This is a genomic window from Kitasatospora sp. MY 5-36 (assembly GCF_001182915.1).
Taxonomy (GTDB): Bacteria; Actinomycetota; Actinomycetes; order Streptomycetales; family Streptomycetaceae; genus Kitasatospora.
Genome location: NZ_LFVW01000183.1, coordinates 1 through 16850, shown reverse-complemented (window position 1 = coordinate 16850; position 16850 = coordinate 1). Strand labels below are relative to the sequence as shown.

The 16850-nt window shown below is 74.9% G+C and carries 12 protein-coding genes; 8 read left to right on the top strand and 4 right to left on the bottom strand.

Going from position 1 to position 16850, the window contains the following annotated elements; translation table 11 throughout:
* Window positions 1-1383 (bottom strand): amidohydrolase (locus AE652_RS13680; RefSeq protein WP_049651608.1); only part of this gene is annotated, 1383 nt, incomplete at its 3' end.
* An 86-nt stretch (window positions 1384-1469) separates the two neighbouring features.
* Window positions 1470-2159 carry a TetR/AcrR family transcriptional regulator gene (locus AE652_RS13675; protein ID WP_049651607.1) on the bottom strand — a complete coding sequence of 230 codons (690 nt, stop codon included), beginning with the start codon at window positions 2157-2159 and terminating at the stop codon, window positions 1470-1472.
* Between the two features lie 72 nt (window positions 2160-2231).
* Between AE652_RS13675 and AE652_RS13670 the strand changes: the two genes are divergently transcribed.
* From AE652_RS13670 to AE652_RS13650, 5 genes are all read left to right on the top strand, one after another.
* On the top strand, window positions 2232-3677 hold the full coding sequence (locus AE652_RS13670; RefSeq protein WP_049651606.1) for a cytosine permease: 1446 nt from the start codon (window positions 2232-2234) through the stop codon (window positions 3675-3677).
* A 1654-nt stretch (window positions 3678-5331) separates the two neighbouring features.
* Entirely contained in the window at window positions 5332-6567 is a 1236-nt protein-coding gene (locus AE652_RS13665; RefSeq protein ID WP_049651605.1) for a glycosyltransferase, read from the top strand.
* A gap of 227 nt (window positions 6568-6794) precedes the next feature.
* Entirely contained in the window at window positions 6795-7520 is a 726-nt protein-coding gene (locus AE652_RS13660) for a DUF6461 domain-containing protein (protein ID WP_234348370.1), read from the top strand.
* Window positions 7521-8145: 625 nt separating this feature from the next.
* Complete coding sequence (locus AE652_RS13655) at window positions 8146-9741, top strand: alpha/beta hydrolase (RefSeq protein WP_049651603.1); 1596 nt, start codon at window positions 8146-8148, stop codon at window positions 9739-9741.
* 325 nt (window positions 9742-10066) lie between these two features.
* Window positions 10067-10621, top strand: coding sequence for a DsbA family protein (locus AE652_RS13650; protein ID WP_049651609.1), 555 nt, complete (start codon window positions 10067-10069; stop codon window positions 10619-10621).
* A gap of 102 nt (window positions 10622-10723) precedes the next feature.
* Here the strand turns inward: AE652_RS13650 and AE652_RS13645 are convergent, their stop codons facing one another.
* On the bottom strand, window positions 10724-11317 hold the full coding sequence (locus AE652_RS13645) for a DUF1707 domain-containing protein (protein ID WP_049651602.1): 594 nt from the start codon (window positions 11315-11317) through the stop codon (window positions 10724-10726).
* Between the two features lie 425 nt (window positions 11318-11742).
* On the opposite strand from AE652_RS13645, the gene ftsH reads away from it, so the two are divergent.
* The 3 genes from ftsH to AE652_RS13630 all read left to right on the top strand — a co-directional run bounded on the left by ftsH (window position 11743) and on the right by AE652_RS13630 (window position 15722).
* Window positions 11743-13866, top strand: a complete 2124-nt coding sequence (gene ftsH, locus AE652_RS13640) for an ATP-dependent zinc metalloprotease FtsH (RefSeq protein ID WP_049651601.1) — start codon at window positions 11743-11745, stop codon at window positions 13864-13866.
* Window positions 13867-13932: 66 nt separating this feature from the next.
* Window positions 13933-14772, top strand: coding sequence for an ammonia-dependent NAD(+) synthetase (nadE, locus tag AE652_RS13635; RefSeq protein WP_049651600.1), 840 nt, complete (start codon window positions 13933-13935; stop codon window positions 14770-14772).
* Window positions 14773-14951: 179 nt separating this feature from the next.
* Entirely contained in the window at window positions 14952-15722 is a 771-nt protein-coding gene (locus tag AE652_RS13630) for an SDR family oxidoreductase (RefSeq protein ID WP_310593214.1), read from the top strand.
* 22 nt (window positions 15723-15744) lie between these two features.
* Here the strand turns inward: AE652_RS13630 and AE652_RS13625 are convergent.
* On the bottom strand, window positions 15745-16850 hold a 1106-nt coding region (locus AE652_RS13625; protein ID WP_049651598.1), incomplete at its 5' end, for a DUF885 family protein.

The window sequence follows — 16850 nt, the reverse complement described above, 5'->3', positions numbered from 1 at the left end:
GGGGGGGGGGGGGGGGGGGGGGGCGCCCGCCATGACGCCCAGCGGCGGGTAGGGGGCGATCGGCCAGTCCGAACCGAGGACGACCGTGGCGCCCGCGTCCCAGAGGTCCCGGCAGCGCCACGCGCGGTCGGCCCGCTCCTCGCCGAGGCGGCGGGACCAGTTGTCGGTGTGGTCGGCCCGGGTGAAGTCGCAGCAGTGGGTGGGCTGCATGGAGGCGACCACGCCCAGCTCGGCGAAGCGCCGGACCACCGCGTCCGGAACGGTCTCGATGTGCTCGATCCGGTGGCGGACGGGGGGCGCCCCGTGCGTCGTCCCCCCGTCCGCCGCCGCCCCGATCGAGTCCAGGGCGTGCCGTACGGCGGCGTCGCCGATCGCGTGGGTGGCGGTCGGCACCCCGGCCTGGTGCAGCTCCCGGACGACGCGGGTGTAGTGCGCCGGATCCGGCCAGAAGGCGTGGGTGGACTCGCCGTGGCAGTCCGGGCGCTCCAGCCAGGCCGTGCCGTTGTCGATCGTGCCGTCCATGAACAGCTTCACGCCGTCCACCCGCCAGAGCCGACCGCCCCGGCCCTGCTGCCCGATCAGCGCCCGCAGGCCGTCCGCGTCCACACCGGGCTGGCACCAGGGGGCGACGCGCAGCCGCAGCGGCAACTCGCCGGCCTCGTCCAGCTCGGTGTAGAGGTCGAGACTGTCGCCGTTGGCGTCCATCGCGTGGCCGCCGGTGAGGCCGGCGGCGGCCATGGAGCGCAGCGCGGCGGCCAGGCGGTCGCGGCGCTCGGTGCGGGTGGGCTGCGGCGCGGTGCGCTCGACCAGCTCGCAGGCGGCGTCCTCCAGCAGCAGGCCGGTGGGGCGACCCTCGGCGTCGCAGACCACCTCGGCGGCCTGGTCGAAGCGGCGCGGGCCGTCCACGCCGGCCAGCTCCAGGGCGCGCGGGCTGGCGAGCATGGAGTGGGCGTCGAAGAGCTGGAGCAGCGCCGGAACGCCGTCCAGGACGGGCGCGAGGGCGGCGGACTCCACCGGGCGGTCGCCGAAGACGTTCGGGTCCAGGCCCCAGGCGTGCAGCCAGGCGCCGGGGGCGAGGCGTCCGGCCTCGGCGGCGAGGGCGGCGCGGACGCCGGCCAGGTCGGTGCAGCCGGAGAGGTCCAGGCCCTGGGTGAGCTCGGCGCCGGTGACCGGGTGCAGGTGGCCGTCCACCAGGCCGGGGGTGACCACGGCGCCCTTGAGGTCGATCACCGTGGTCGCGGGGTCGGCGAGTCCGCGGACGGTGCGGTCGTCGCCGAGGGCGGCGATCCGGCCGTCCACGACGGCGAGGGCGGTCTGCGGGAGGAAGCCGCCGGAGGCGGGGTCGAGCAGACGGGCGGAGAGGAGGACCAGGGAGGTGCGCACTTCGACTCCAGTGGTGCTTCGGGGTGGGGGCGTGGTGTCTGCGGGGCTTGAGGGGGTTGAGGGGGTTGAGGGGGCTGGGGTGGTGGTCAGGGCTGCTCGGGGGCGGAGGTCTCGGGCGCGTCCGCCGGGTCCGTGGGGTCGGCGGGGGCCGGGGAGGTCAGTGCGCCGTCGGTCAGGCCCAGTTCGCGTTCGGCGGTGGCGGCGGCGAGCCGGGTGGCGGCGTACGGGTCTTTGCGCAGGCCGGTGTTGGCGTGGACGGCCAGGCCGTCGATCACGACGAGGATGTGGACGGCGGTCAACACCGGGTCGGTGGTGCGGAATTCGCCCTGCTCGACCCCGGCGGCGATGACGTCGCCGAGCCGGCCGCGCCAGTCCGCCTCCTGGTCGAGCACGCGGTCGCGCAGGACGGGGCGGTAGCGGCTGAGGTGGCGGGCGTTGAGCCAGAGCCGGCTCACGTCGTCGTAGGACGGGCCGGTGGTGCGGGCGAAGAAGCGGGCCAGGTGCCGCAACGGGGACCCGTCCCGCGGGTCGGCGGGCAGCAGCGCCTCCAGTTCGGCGGTGGCGGCGCTCCCGAAGGCCTCGGCGACGAGGTCCTCCACGGCGGGGAAGTAGTGGCTGATCAGGCCGGGGCGGACGTCCAGTTGGTCGGCGATCCGGCGCAGGGTGATGCACTCCAGGCCCTCGGTGAGGGCGACCTCGGCCGCGGCGCCGACGATCTCCGCCCGGCGGTCCTCGGGGGACTTGCGAACCCTTTTGCGCTGAACGCTTGACGTCATGGGGCGGATGCTATTGAGTGTGCGACCAATAAGCAAGCAGGTGGGCACGACACCCCCACGGAGGGCCCCCGCATGACGTCCACGCTCCCGGACCACCCCCACACCTCGCCGGACCACCCGGACCACCCGGCGCACCCCGCCGCCCCGCCCCAGCGGGAACCGGGCGGCCGGGTCGAGGTCCACGGCATCGACCACATCCCCGAGACCGAGCGGCGCGGTCGCGCCCGCGAACTCTTCCCCGTCTGGGCGGCCGCCAGCGTCAACTACCTCAACCTGGTGGTCGGCGGCGCCCTGGTCCTGAGCGGCCTCGGCCTCTGGCAGGCCTTCGCCGTGGTCGTCCTCGGCAACCTGTTCTGGCTGGGTACAGGCCTGCTCGCGGTCTCCGGACCGGCCGCCGGCGCGCCCAGCGAGGTGATCACCCGCGCCATGTACGGCATCCGGGGCAACCGGGTGAACAACGCGGTCACCGGCTGGATGATCTCCGTCTGCTACTTCGCGCTGAACCTCGCCGCGGCCGCCGTCGCCGCCTTCTCGCTCGCCGAGGAGGCGGGGATCACGCCGACCACCCCGATCAAGATCGCCATCGTGATCGTGATCGTCGTACTCACCCTCACCATCAGCGTTTACGGGCACGCCCTGATCGTCCGGCTCTACCTGCCGATCACCCTCGCCCTCACCGCCGCCTTCGCCGTGGTCGGCTACGCGATCGTCACCCACGCCGACCCCGGCTGGACCCAGCCCGAACCCCTCACCGGCGGCCGACTCTGGGCGGCCGCCCTGGCCGGCGTCACCCTGATCGCCTCCGGCCCGCTCTCCTACACCACCAGCGCGGACTTCTCCCGCTACCTGCCCGCGACCACCGCCCCCCGCGCCGTCCTCGGCTGGACCGCCCTAGGCGGCTTCCTGCCCAGCGTGGTGGTCGGCGGCCTCGGCGTGCTCGGCGCCACCGCCGTCGACATGACCGACCCGCAGGCCGCCCTCCGGCAGATCCTGCCCGGCTGGTTCAACCCGGTCTTCCTGCTCTCCCTGGTGGTCGGCACCATCGCGGTCAACGCCCTCACCGCCTACAGCGCGGGCCTCGCGCTCCAGGCCGTCGGCATCCGCATCCGCCGCACCCGCAGCGTGCTGCTCGACGGCGCGGTCGCCGTCTCGCTCACGCTGTACGCCCTCCTGGTCTCCAACTTCCTCGACACCGTCAGCAACGTGCTCCAGCTGACCGTCGTCCTCCTCGGCCCCAGCACCGCCGTCTACGCCACCGACATCCTGCTCCGCCGCAACCGCTACGACGGCCGCGCCCTCGGCGACGAACGCCCCGGCAGCCCCTTCTGGTACCGCGCCGGCGTCAACCCGGCCGGCGCCATCGCCCTCACAGGCGGCGTCACAGCCGCAGCCCTCGGCGTGGACACCCTCTACACCGGCCCACTGGCCGCCCTGCTCGGGGCGGACGTCGCGCTGCCGGCGGGCATGGTGGTGGCGGCGGTCCTGTACGCCGTGCTGATGCCTCGCCGGCGGCGGTGACGCCGGTCCGGCCGCGTGCGCGCCGCAGGGCGGGTGGGAGTGCTTCCACCGCCCGGGCGGCCGGGCTGGCCGGGTTGGTGGGTGACCTGCCCGTGGCGGCCAGCTGTGGGCCGGGCGGTTGGGCGTGGGTCGGGCAGCCGATTCGGTGCCTGTCGCGGGCGGCGAGTGAGGTTCGCGCTGGGGTGTGGGCGGTTCTGTGGCTGGGCCGGGCGGGGAAGACCTCGCGCTTCCAGTAGGCGTGGTGGTGGCGGATCTGTACGCCGGGCCGCCGTTTCCGCGTCGGTTGGCCGACCGGCCAGGGTGGACCTCGCGCTGCGGGTGGGCATGGTGACGGCGGTGGTGGTTCAGCACGCCGTGCTGATGCGTCGTTGGTGGGTGTGACGCCGGTCGGGGCTGCTGGTCGTGGCCCGGCAGCGCTGCCGCAGGGCGGGTTGGGTGGTGATTCCGCCGGCTCGGAGGCCGGGTCTGCCCTGTTTGCGGTCGGCCCTGAGCCGGGCGGTTGGGGGCAGTCGGTTCGGTGCTGTCGCTGGCGGCGAGTGAGGTTCGCGCCGGGGCGTGGGTGGTTCTGTGGTCGCGCTGGTCGGGGCGGACGTTGCGCTGCCGGTGGGCGAGGTGGTGGCGGTCCTGGATGCGGTGCCGATGCGTCGTTGGCGGGGGTGACGCCAGTCGGGGCTGCTGGCCATGGATCGGCTGTCCCGCCGCCGGGCGGGTGGGAGCGGGGGTGCGGTGGTGTTTCCGCCGGCTCGGTGGCCAGGCTGGCCGGGTTGGTGGGTGACCTGACCGTGGTGGCTGGCCCTGGACCGAGCGGTTGGTCGTGGGTCGGACAGTCGGTTCGGTGCTTGTCGCTGGCGGCGAGCGAGGTCCGCGCTGGGGCGTGGGTGGTTCTGTGGCTGGGCCGGGCGGGGTGGACCTGGTGCTGCTGGTGGGCACGGTGGCGGCGGCGGGTCGTACGCGGGGCCGCTGATTTGCGCGACGACCGACCGGCCGGGGGGGCCGGCGTCTCCGGGACGGGGCCCGGGGCTGGGCGGCCCGGCTGAGGAGCCGCCAGGAACGCAGGCTCGTCCAGGACAGGCGTGTTGGGCTGCCCTGGTCAGGAGGTCTGCTGTGGGCGCCTCGGCACGCCGGTGGGGAAGAGCTGGGTGTGTGTGGCTGGGGTGAGTTCCGGGGTTTTGGGGGGGGGGTCCTGGGTGGGCGGGTCGAGTGTGGGGCCGTCTGGAACAGGCGTGTTGGGATGGGCTGACCGGGCAGGTGGCCCCTGTGCGGACGGCCCGGGCGTGTGAGGTCTGGGGAAGCGGCCGATGACGGGGGCCCGGAGTGGGCGCTTCGTGACGGTGGCTGCGGTGGGTGTTCCGGAGTTGACACCACGGGGGGTATGCGGCCACGCGGTAGGGGGCGGTGGCTCGCAGCGGGCTGCTCGGTGGTGGTGGTTCGGAGTGAGCGGCGCGTGGTAGGCGGCGGGTTTCGGGTGGGGATTGCTCCGGTGTGGCCGGTTCGGGGGAGTGGGTGGGACCGGGCGGCCAAAGAAAAAGGCGAGGAGAGTGAATCCCCTTGCCACTTTCAAGCTATACCGTGCCCCCGGGCTTGCGGCAAGGCCCCCGGCATGGCGCAGAATCCCGGCCGTAAGGCCATGACCTGCGGAAACGGGAGTCGTGAAATGCGTGTGTTGATGACGACCTGGGGGTCGCGCGGGGATGTCGAGCCGCTGGCGGGGCTGGCGGTGGCGCTGCGGGGGTTCGGTGCGGAGGTGCGGGTGTGCGCGCCGCCGGACGAGGAGTTCGCGGCGGTGCTGGGGCGGGCGGGGGTGCCGCTGGTGCCGCTCGGTCCGTCGGTGCGGTCGGTGGTGGCCGGCCCGAAGCCGCCGACGGCGGAGGACGCGTTCCGGCTCGCCCGTGAGCTGGTCGCCGTGCGGTTCGAGACGCTGACCGCCGCGGCCGAGGGCTGTGACCTGGTGCTGGCGACCGGCCTGATGCCGGCCGGTGCGCGGGACGTCGCCGAGAAGCTCGGCCTGCCCTACGTGCTGGCCTGCTTCCACATCCTCGGACTGCCCTCGCGGTACTCCCGGCCGGGCCGGCGGCCGGGCACGCCGTCCCCGGACGACGAGACCGACTACCGGAAGCTCTGGGAGCAGGACGCCCAGCGGGTGAACGCGCTGTACGGGGAGGCGCTCAACAGCCACCGGGCGGCGATCGGCCTGCCGCCGGTGGAGAACGTCCGCGACCACGTCCTCACCGGACGGCCGTGGCTGGCGGCGGACCCGACGCTGTGTCCGTCGGAGGGCAGGACGGAACTCGACGTGGTGCAGACCGGCGCGTGGATCCTGCCCGACGACCGACCGCTCCCGGCCGACCTGGAGGCGTTCCTGGCCGCTGGTGAACCGCCCGTGTACGTCGGCTTCGGCAGCATGGCCGCGCACGCCCCGGAGGACATCGCGAGGGTGGCCGTCGAAGCGGGCCGCGCACACGGCCGCCGGGTGCTCCTGGCCCACGGCTGGGCCGGGCTCGCCGCGGTCGACGAGCACGAGGACTGCCACGTCGTCGGCGAGGTGAACCAGCAGGCCCTGTTCCGCCGGGTGGCCGCCGTCGTCCACCACGGTGGTGCGGGCACCACGACGACCGCGGCCATGGCGGGCGTGCCCCAGGTGGTCGTGCCCCGGATCGCCGACCAGCCGTACTGGGCTGGCCGGGTGGCCGAGTTGGGCATCGGCGCGGCCCATCTCGACCGCACGCCGACCGTCGACTCGCTCTCCGCCGCGCTCGCCACGGCCCTGGCGCCCGAGACCCGGGTGCGGGCGGAGGCCGTGGCCGGCGGCATCCGCACCGACGGGGCGACGGTGGCCGCGAAGCTGCTGTTCGAGGCGGTGGGCAAGAAGGTACCGGCCGTGTCCCGGTGAGTGGCGGGGGAGGGGCGTATGCCGCCTTTTCCGGGTGAACGGCGAAGGGCACCAGGTGAGTTCGGCTCCGGTTCGGTCTCCTTCCGATCGATCAGGGGTGGTTGGCGATCCGGGCGCGGCTGGTTCGGGCGGCGATCCGGCGACCGGCGGCCGGGTGTCGGCCGGGTCGGTTAGGGTGCCCACGGGCGCGCCCGGTCACCGCAGGCCGCGCGCGAGGGGAGGGCGGCATGACCGACGGCACGCACGGGGGAGTGGGGCAGGACGGCGACGGTATCCAGTGGCTCCTGGAGATCGGTGGGCCGAGTACCGGCCGACCGGGCACCAGCCGGTCGTCAATGGGTGGGCCCGGCACGGACGGTGAGGTCGGCGGCGTCGTCTTCGCCCGGGGGATCACGCCCGCGGAGCTCGCCCACCGGATGGGTGCCGACCCGGCCACCGCGACCGAGCCGATCAGTGACACCGAGATCCGGGACCTGGACATCGACGTCTACCGCCCCGGTGACGACGGCGACGGCGTGATCCGGGTCGGCGCGTGCGCCGGCTGGTCGTTCGCGATCGAGTACGGCGACTCCACCGGCGGTGAGCTGCTCACCGAGATAGCGCGCGACGGAGCCGAGGTGGTGCACTTCCGCCCGATGCCGGAGCGGCGGCCGGCCCTGCTGGACTACGCCCGGGACGGTGCCGTGCTGTGCGGCTTCGGCCTCGGCGAGGAGCGCTGGCGCTGGGGCCAGGAGCCGGACCTGCTGGTGCCGGACCTCGTCGCCGCCGGAGTCCTGGAGGCCGACGGCGTGACCTCCGGCGACCCCGGGCGGGAGCCCGACGGGGCCGCCCGCCGCCGCACCCTCGGCGCAGTCGAGCGGCGCTTCGGACTGAGCCTGCCCCGGGACGCCTTCGGCGGGCTGCGCCTGCCGGCGTACGCGGTGCGGGGAACCCCGGGCATGGCGTTGTACTGAGGCGGTGCGCCGGCGAAACAGCAGGAAGAGGAAGGGCAGGAACGGGAGCAGCGGGAACGGGAACAGCGGGGACAGGGACGACAGAGTCAGGGCGGTCACGGGAGGCTCCTTCCCGGGCCCCATCGGCAGGGCCCCGATGGCCGTCATCCTTGCGTGCCGCCGGTCCGTCGCACATGTGCCGATCGGGAGGTTCCCGCTGCGCCGTTCCTGTCTCGACCCTGCCGATCGGCAGGGTCGAGACAGGAACGGCGACAGGGCCCAGGGGGCGGAGAGAGACGTGCCCCGCCGCCGCGGAGAGGCGCCGCAGCCGGGCTGGGCCGGGCCGAGCCCGTCAGTCCGAGCCCGTCGGCCCGTCAGCCGGAGCCCGTCGGCCCACCGGCCCGGCACCCGTTCGGCCGGTGGCAGCCGGTACGGCGCACGCCCCCCGTCCGGGGGTCTCCGCAGGGCATCGGCGGCCCCCGGCCCCTAGGGTCTGTGGTGCGTCGGCGAACCGAGTGCCGCGCGCACGCAGGCCCGCCAGGCGTAGGCCGTCCCGCCGTGAGCCCTCCCGCCGTGCGCCGGGGTGTCCGGCAGGCCCGAGACCGCGCGCCGGGGTGCCCGGCCGACCGAGAGGTGGACCCGCCCCATGCACACCGTCGTCCGCGGCGCCGGAGCGCTCGGCCTGACCGTCCTGCTGCTCACCGCGGCCATCGGCTGCCAGGGCGACGGCTCCTCCGCCGCCGAGCCCGCGCCGACCTCCCCGACCTCCCCGACCACCGGGACGGCGGCAGCCACCGGCACCGCCACCGGACTGGCCGCCCAACAGCTGGACTGGCACGCCTGCCCCGCCCCCACCGGCGCCCAGGGCGACGGCACCGCGCCCGCCGCCGACTGGCAGTGCGCCACCCTCAAGACCCCGCTGGACCACGGCAAACCGGACGGCACGACGATCGGTCTCGCGCTGATCCGCAGCCGGGCCAAGGACGAGCAGCACCGGATCGGCTCGCTGCTGTTCAACTTCGGCGGCCCCGGCGCCTCCGGCGTGGCCACCCTGCCGGCCCTGGCCGCGACCTACTCCTCCCTCAACTCCCGCTACGACCTGGTGAGTTTCGACCCGCGCGGGGTCGGTGCCAGCGAAGGGGTGACGTGCCTGGACGACCGGGCGATGGACGCCGCCACCGCCGCCGACAGCACCCCCGACACCCCCGACGCGGTGAAGGCCCTGGACGACGGCAACGCCCGCTTCGTCGCCGCCTGCGAGCACAACTCCGGCGCGGTGCTGCCGTACGTGGACACCGAGAGCGCCGCGCGCGACATGGACCTGATGCGGCAGGTGCTGGGCGACCCGAAGCTCTCCTACTTCGGCATCAGCTACGGCACCCAGCTGGGCGGCGTCTACGCGCACCTGTTCCCGCAGCAGGTCGGCCGGATGGTGCTGGACTCGGTGGTCGACCCCACCAAGGACCCGCAGCAGGCCGCTCTCGGCCAGGCCCAGGGCTTCCAACTCGCCCTCGACGACTTCATGAAGGCCTGCGCCGCCCAGGTCGGGGCCGCCTGCCCGACCGGCGCGGGCGGCGACGAGGGCACCGCGAAGGTCACCGCCCTGGTGCAGAAACTGGCGCAGTCGCCGCTGCCGACCACCCAGGGGCGGCAGCTCACCGAGAGCCTGGCTATCACCGGCATCGCGGGCGCCCTGTACAGCCAGGAGACCTGGCCCGTGCTGGCCGCCGGGCTCACCCAGGCGATGGACCAGGGGACCGGCGACACGCTGCTCCAGCTCTCCGACGCGCTGAACGGGCGCGACGCGCAGGGGCACTACAGCAACCTGAACGCCGCGAACCGGGCGATCAGTTGCGTGGACGCCCGGCAGCGCTACTCGGACCAGGACGTGCAGCAGCAGCTGCCGCAGTTCCAGGCCGCCTCCCCGGTGTTCGGGTCCTACACCGCCTGGGGACTGACCGCCTGCACCGGTTGGCCCGTCCCCGGCAAGGCCGCCCACCCGGAGGTGTCCGCGCCGGGGGCCGCCCCGATCCTGGTGGTCGGCACCACCGGCGATCCGGCCACCCCGGTGGAGGGCGCCCGTACGATGGCGCAGCAGCTCGGCGCGGGCGTCGGCGTCACCGTCACGCTTCAGGGCGAGGGGCACGGCGGCTACAACACCGGCAACCCGTGCCTGAAGCAGACCGTGGACGCCTACCTGCTGGACGGGACGGTGCCGGCGGACGGGACGACCTGCGGCTGAGCGGTCGGCGGGGCGTGCGGGGCGTGCAGGGCATGCGGGCAGTGCCGGGCGCGTAGGGCGTGCGGGGACGGACGGCCGGGAGTGAAAGTGGCCCACTGGAACGGCCATCGATTGGCCCTGGAGACTGGGCCACTCTGTCACTAGTCTTCTCAGCGTGACCAACGACGTGACGAACACCGCGCCCGCCCAGCACCACCTCGACCAGCTCGCCGACCGGCTTCCCGACCGGCACCCCGGCAACGGCCACCGGGCCGGCGACGACACCGTCAAGAACGACACCGTCAAGGTCGACTTCTACTTCGACCCCGTCTGCCCCTTCGCCTGGATAACCTCCCGGTGGATCCTGGAGGTCGAGAAGCAGCGCGAACTCGACCTGAACTTCCGGGTGATGAGCCTGTCCGTCCTCAACGAGGGCCGCACCGACCTGCCCGAGCGCTACCAGCGCCTGATGACCACCGGCTGGGGCCCCGTGCGGGTCTGCATCGCCGCCGCCGAGCAGCACGGCCCGCAGGTGCTGCGCGAGCTGTACACCGAGCTCGGCACCCGGCTGCACGACCAGGACCGGGCCGCCGACGACGCCGTCATCCGGGAGGCGCTGGCGGCGGCGGGCCTGCCGGAGGAGCTGGCCGAGGCGGCGAACAGCACGGAGTACGACGAGGCCCTGCGCAAGAGCCACCGCGAGGGCATGGACCCGGTCGGCGAGGAGGTCGGGACGCCGACCATCCACGTGGACGGCGTCGCCTTCTTCGGCCCGGTGCTGAGCGCCATCCCGCGCGGCGAGGACGCCGTACGGGTCTTCGACGGTGTGCGGCTGCTGGCCGGGTACCCGAAGTTCTTCGAGCTCAAGCGGACTCGGACGGACGCGCTCGACTTCTCCTGACCCGCCCCGGCGGAGGCCGCGCCGAGCCCGCACTGAGCCATCGCCGAGCCCGCCTCGGGCGTGCCCGCACGGAGGACTGCCGCGGGCCCGGCGTGCGGCCCGTCAGCCCCGGCGGCGCTGCTTGATCCTGATCGGCCCCGACCGGGGGTGGCCGATCACGGTCAGCACCGGGGCGCCCGGCTCCGCCTGCTCGGCCGCCTTGTTGACGATGTTTCCGGTGTTGGTGCTCGTCGGGTCGATCCGTACGCCCCAGCCGCGCGGGACGATCAGCCGGATGTGGCCCATGCCGGTCGAGGCCTCGACCGTGATCTCCCGGTGGGGGCACACAGCCTCGGTGAAGTCGACCGTGAGCAGCGAGAGCTTGGTCTCCGCGACGATCCGACGGGGCACGGACCAGCGGCCGCTCTGCACCATGTTGTTCATCCGGGGCCGGAGCGTGAGGACCTCCTCCGCCGCGGACGTCTCCCGGGCCTCCAGCCGGCCGCCGAGGTCGGCCACCAGGATGTCGAGTTCGCCGTACGTCCGCGCGGCGTAGGTGCGGTCGAGCCGCTCCTCCAGTTCCCCGAGGTCGATGCGGCCGTCGCCGGCGGCGATCCGCAACTGCTCGGCCACCGCTTCCCGGTCGCTGTCCCCGGCCCGGGGTTCCACGGCGGCCTCGGGCGTCTTGTGCGGCGCTGGCAGTTCCTCGTTGACCATGCGGCTACTCTAGGTCGCGAATCGTCCTGGCGGGCGGCTCGATCGCCAACTCCGTACGGCCCGAGGATCCTTGAGCGCACCCGGAGGAGCGCCCGGAGGGGCAGCCGAAGGAGCGGCCGGACGACGGGCTTCGCCGGGTGCGGTGGAAGCGCCCGGCAGGCTTCCGCAAACCGTTCGCGACGGCCCGACCCCACGTACCGGACCGGCCTTCGGCCTGCCCGAGTCCGCCTCCCGAGTCCGCCTCCCGTGTCCGACGCCCGTGCCCGGCGCCCGAGCCCGATCCGGCGCCGCGGGCCGTGGCGCCGAGCGGGTCGTTCTCCCCCGAGTGGACCGCTGCCACCCCCTTCAGGCTCCCGTCCGGGCGCGGAGAGTCCGACCATGGAGGGACGGAGGCTGTCCGGCCCCCCGAGAGGCGGTGAGCGTGGATGATCGCACGAATCCGGCTGCGCGCCGCCCGTCACCCCACGACCCCGCCGGGCTCCGGCCCCGACCCCGGCCCGAGGCAGGGCTGGGGCCAACCACGGGGCCCGGGCCAGGGCCCCGACCCGGGCCGGAACCAGCGCCCCGGCCCCGGCGGCCCGGCCAAGCCCCCGCCGCCCTCGTGGCGCCGCTGGCTGCTGCCCGTCGCCGTACTGGTGACGCTGCTCCTGCTGGTGCTCTTCTCCAACCCCGGCAAGCCCGGCACCCGCTACGGCTACACCGACTTCGTGAACCGGGTCGACGCCGGCCAGGTGCAGACCGTGGACGTCAGCGACACCGGCGCGGTGAGCGGCACGCTCAAGGACGGCACCCGCTTCACCAGCCAGATCCCGACCGCCCTGGACACCTCCCAGCTCAGCAGCGCGCTCTCCGACCACCACGTGACCGTCACCGGCAGCCGGAGCAGCGGCGGCGGCTCGATCTGGTCCTCCCTGCTGCTGTTCCTGCCGCTGCTGATCTTCGGCGGGCTCTTCCTCTGGTCCGGCCGGATGGCCGCCCGTTCGCTGGGCGGCGGTCTGAGTGCCATCGGACGGTCCCGGGCCAAGATCATCGAGGCGGAGCGGCCGGACACCGGGTTCGCCGACGTGGCGGGGTACGAGGGGGTGAAGCAGGAGGTCAGCGAGGTGGTCGACTTCCTGCGCAGCCCGGAGCGGTACGCCGCCGCCGGGGCCAAGGGGCCGCGCGGGGTGATCATGGTCGGGCCGCCCGGCACCGGCAAGACCCTGCTCGCCCGGGCGGTCGCCGGCGAGGCCTCGGTGCCCTTCCTCTCGGTGACCGGCTCCGGCTTCGTGGAGATGTTCGTCGGCGTCGGCGCCTCCCGGGTCCGCGACCTCTTCGACGAGGCACGCAAGCGCGCGCCGTCGATCATCTTCATCGACGAGATCGACGCCGTCGGCGGCCGCCGGGCGGGCGGCACCCGGCTCGGCGGCAACGACGAACGCGAGCAGACCCTGAACCAGCTGCTCGCAGAGATGGACGGCTTCGACCAGAGCACCGGCATCGTCGTCATCGCCGCCACCAACCGCCCGGACGCCCTCGACCCGGCCCTGCTGCGCCCCGGCCGCTTCGACCGGCAGGTCACCGTCCCGCTGCCCAACCAGGCCGAGCGGGCCGCCATCCTCGCCGTGCACGCCCGCGGCAAGACCCTGGCCCCGGACGTCGACCTCGGGCGGCTCGCCCGCGGCACCCCCGGCTTCTCCGGCGCCGACCTCGCCAACCTGGTCAACGAGGCCGCCATCAACGCCGTGCGCGCCGACCGGGCCACCCTCACCGCCGACGACCTCGACACCGCCCGCGACCGGGTGCTGCTCGGCCGCCGGGAGTCCTCCAACGCGCTGCTGCCCGACGAGCGGCACGCCGTCGCGGTGCACGAGTCCGGACACGCGCTGGTCGCCGCGCTGTGCGAGCACGCCGACCCGGTCGCCAAGGTGACGATCCTCCCGGCCGGCGTCGCCCTGGGCGCCACCGAGCAGCTGCCCGAGGCCGAACGGCACTTGTACAGCGAGGCCTACCTGGTCGACCTGATCACCGTCCAGCTCGGCGGCCGGGCGGCGGAGCTGGTGGTCTTCGGCGAGGGCTCCACGGGCGCCGCGAACGACCTCGCCAACGCCACCTCGGTCGCCACCCGGATGGTCCGCGAGTTCGGCCTCTCCCCGGAACTCGGCCCGGTCGGCTACTCCAGCGGCACCCCGCACTACCTCGGCGACAACCCCGAGGACCTGCTGCGCCGCCCGTACTCCGAGCAGACCCAGCGCGCGGTGGACGAGGCGGTGGCCCGCCTGCTGCGCGGCGCCGAGCGGCGGGCCGTCGCCCTGCTCACCGACCACCGGCACCACCTGGACGAGCTGGCGGCGCTGCTGGTCGCCCAGGAGACGGTGGACGGCCGGGTGGTGCTCGACATCCTGTCGCACCCGGCGCCGGGGCCGGAGCGGCCGGTCTCGCTGCGGAAGCCGGACGGGCCCGAAGGAGCGGACGCGGACGGGTCGGGGGCACCGGCGGCGGCGGACGCGCGGCCGGCACCGGCCGGGCCCGGGGAAGCAGCGGAACCGGGGGAGGCACCCCGCCCGTGACGGCCGCGTCGTGGGTGGTCGTATCCTCGTGATCGCGTCACGTACCCACCGTCCCGAGGAGTCGGAATGACCGAGCCCCTGCCCGCCGACGTCCAGCGGGAGATCGCCCGTGCCCTCGGGGTCGTCCCCGTGCCGGACCCCGCGAAGGAGGCCGAGCGGCGGGTGGAGTTCCTGGTCGGCCAGGTGCGGGCCACCGGCGCGCGCAGCCTGGTGCTCGGCATCAGCGGCGGCGTCGACTCCACCACCGCCGGGCGCCTGTGCCAGCTCGCCGTCGAGCGGCTGCGGGCCGAGGGGCACCAGGTGACCTTCACCGCCATGCGGCTGCCGTACGGCGTCCAGGCGGACGAGGCGGACGCCCAGCTCGCGCTCGGCTTCATCCGCGCCGACGAGGTGCTGACCGTCGACGTCAAGCCCGCCACCGACGGCGCGCTCGCCGCCCTGAAGGCGGCCGGCCTGACCTACGGCGACCACGGCCACGAGGACTTCGTCGGCGGCAACGTCAAGGCCCGCCAGCGGATGGTGGTCCAGTACGCGGCGGCGGGTGCCAAGGGCGGGCTGGTCGTCGGCACCGACCACGCGGCCGAGGCCGCGGTCGGCTTCTTCACCAAGTTCGGGGACGGCGCGGCCGACGTGATGCCGCTGTCCGGCCTCACCAAGCGCCAGGTGCGGGCGGTCGCCGAGGCGCTGGGCGCGCCCGCCGAGCTGGTCAAGAAGGTCCCGACCGCCGACCTGGAGGACCTCGCCCCCGGCCGCCCCGACGAGGACGCCCTCGGTGTCAGCTACGACGCCCTGGACGACTTCCTGGAGGGCATGCCGGTCAGCGAGGAGGTCTTCCGTACCGTCCTCGGCCACTACCGCCGCACCGAGCACAAGCGCAACCTGCCGGTCGTCCCGCCGGTGGTCTGACCGGTCCGGACGAGCGTGCCGCCGGCGCCGGGCTCCGGAGCGGTCCGCCGGGGCCGGGGGGCGAAGGCCCTCGGCGGTCTGATCATGACGTGGACGACCAGGCCCCCGGTACCGCCAGGTGACCGGGGGCCTGCCGAACATCGCCCGGCGCGTACGGGCCGAAGCCCGAGGGGGGCGGAGTGACGACGGTGGAGCGGCTCGCGGTGGTGTCCGGGGGCGGGACCGGGATCGGCCGGGCGATCGCGGCGCGGCTGGTCCGGGACGGGCACCGGGTGGTGGTCCTCGGCCGCCGGGCGGCGGTGCTGGAGCAGGCCCGGGAGGAGATCGAGCGGACCGCCGGACCGGGGCGCGTCGTGCCGGTGGCGGCCGATCTGACCGACCCGGCGGCGGTCGAGGCGGCGGCGGCCCGGATCGCCGCGCTCGGGCCGGTGGACGTGCTGGTGAACAACGCGGGCGCGATCGTCACCCCGCCCGCCGATGACGGTCTGGCCGCGCTGGCCGCCGCCTGGCGGCGGGACCTGGACGGCAATCTGCTCACCGCCGTGCTGTTGACCACCGCGCTCCAGGACGCGCTGCGCCGGCCCGGCGGCCGGCTGGTGGTGATCAGTTCGGCCGCGGCCCAGCGCGGCGGCGCGGGCCCGCACTCGGCGGGCTCGTACGCCGCGGCCAAGGCCGCGCTGCACGGCTGGGCCTTCGGCCTGGCGCGGCAGTTGGGGCCGGACGGGATCACGGTGAACGTGCTCGCGCCCGGGTACGTCGAGTCCACCGAGATCTTCGGGGCGGGCTGGAGCGAGGAGTTCCACGCGCGGAAGGTGGCCGACACCCTGGTCGGCCGGGCGGGCACCCCGGCCGACGTGGCCGAGGCGGTCGCCTACCTGGCCTCGCCGGCCGCCGGGTACCTGACCGGTCAGGTGATCGGGCTCAACGGCGGTGCGGTGCTGGGCCGTTGAGCCCGGCCGGAGGGCCTGCGGCCTACTGCTCCGCGATCCAGTCCGTCACCAGCTCCTCCAGCACGCCCAGCGGCAGGCTGCCGTGCCCGATCAGCCGGTGGTGGAACTCCCGGACGTCGAACCGGGCGCCGAGCGCCGCCTCGGCCCGCTCGCGGTGCCGCACGATCTCCCGGCGGCCGATCAGGTAGGCGGTGGCCTGGCCCGGCCAGGCGATGTAGCGGTCGATCTCGTTGCGGACGTTGGCCTCGGGGGTCGCGGTGTTGGCCCGCATGTAGGCCTTCGCCCGCTCCCGGGACCAGCCGTAGTGGTGCATCCCGGTGTCCACCACCAGCCGGACCGCCCGCATCGCGTCCAGCGAGAGCATCCCGAACCGGGACAGCTCCGAGCCGTACAGCCCCATCTCGTCCGCGAGCCGCTCGGTGTACAGGCCCCAGCCCTCGACGTGCGCGGTCAGCTGGCCGCTCGGGTTCCGCCGGAACCGCGGCAGGTGGTGCAGGGTCTGCGCGACGGCGAGCTGGAGGTGGTGGCCGGGAACGCTCTCGTGGAAGGCGATCGCCTCGTACTCGTAGCTGAACCGGGTCTCCGGGCGCAGCGTGTTGATCCAGTGGGTGCCGGGCAGTCCGCCCGGGCCCGGCGGCTGGTAGTAGGCCAGCGGCGCGGTCTCCGCCTCGATCGGGTCGATCTCCCTGGTCACGCAGTCGGCGATCGGGTACGGGCGGAACCAGTCCGGGGCGGCGCGGCGGGCCCGGTCCAGGGCGCCGTCCGCCAGGGCGACGATCTCGGCCGCGCTGCCGAAGCGCAGCGAGCGGTCCTCGCGCAGCGCGGTCAGCACGGCGGCCGGGTCGGTGATGCCCAGCACCTTGCCGCCCAGCTCGGCGAACTCCTCGCGCAGCGCCGCGACGGCCTCCAGACCGATCCGGTGCACCTCCTCCGGGGTGAGCCCGGGCCGGGTGAAGCGGGCGACGGCGTCCGCGTAGCCCTCGGCGCCGCCCGGCACGTGGCAGACCCCGGGCTTGTCGTCCGGCCGGGCGCCCGGTGCCAGCCGCTGGGCCAGCCCGGCCAGGAAGCGGGCCACCGCGGGGCGGACGGCGTCGCGCACGATCGCCAGGGCGCGCTCGGACTCCGGGC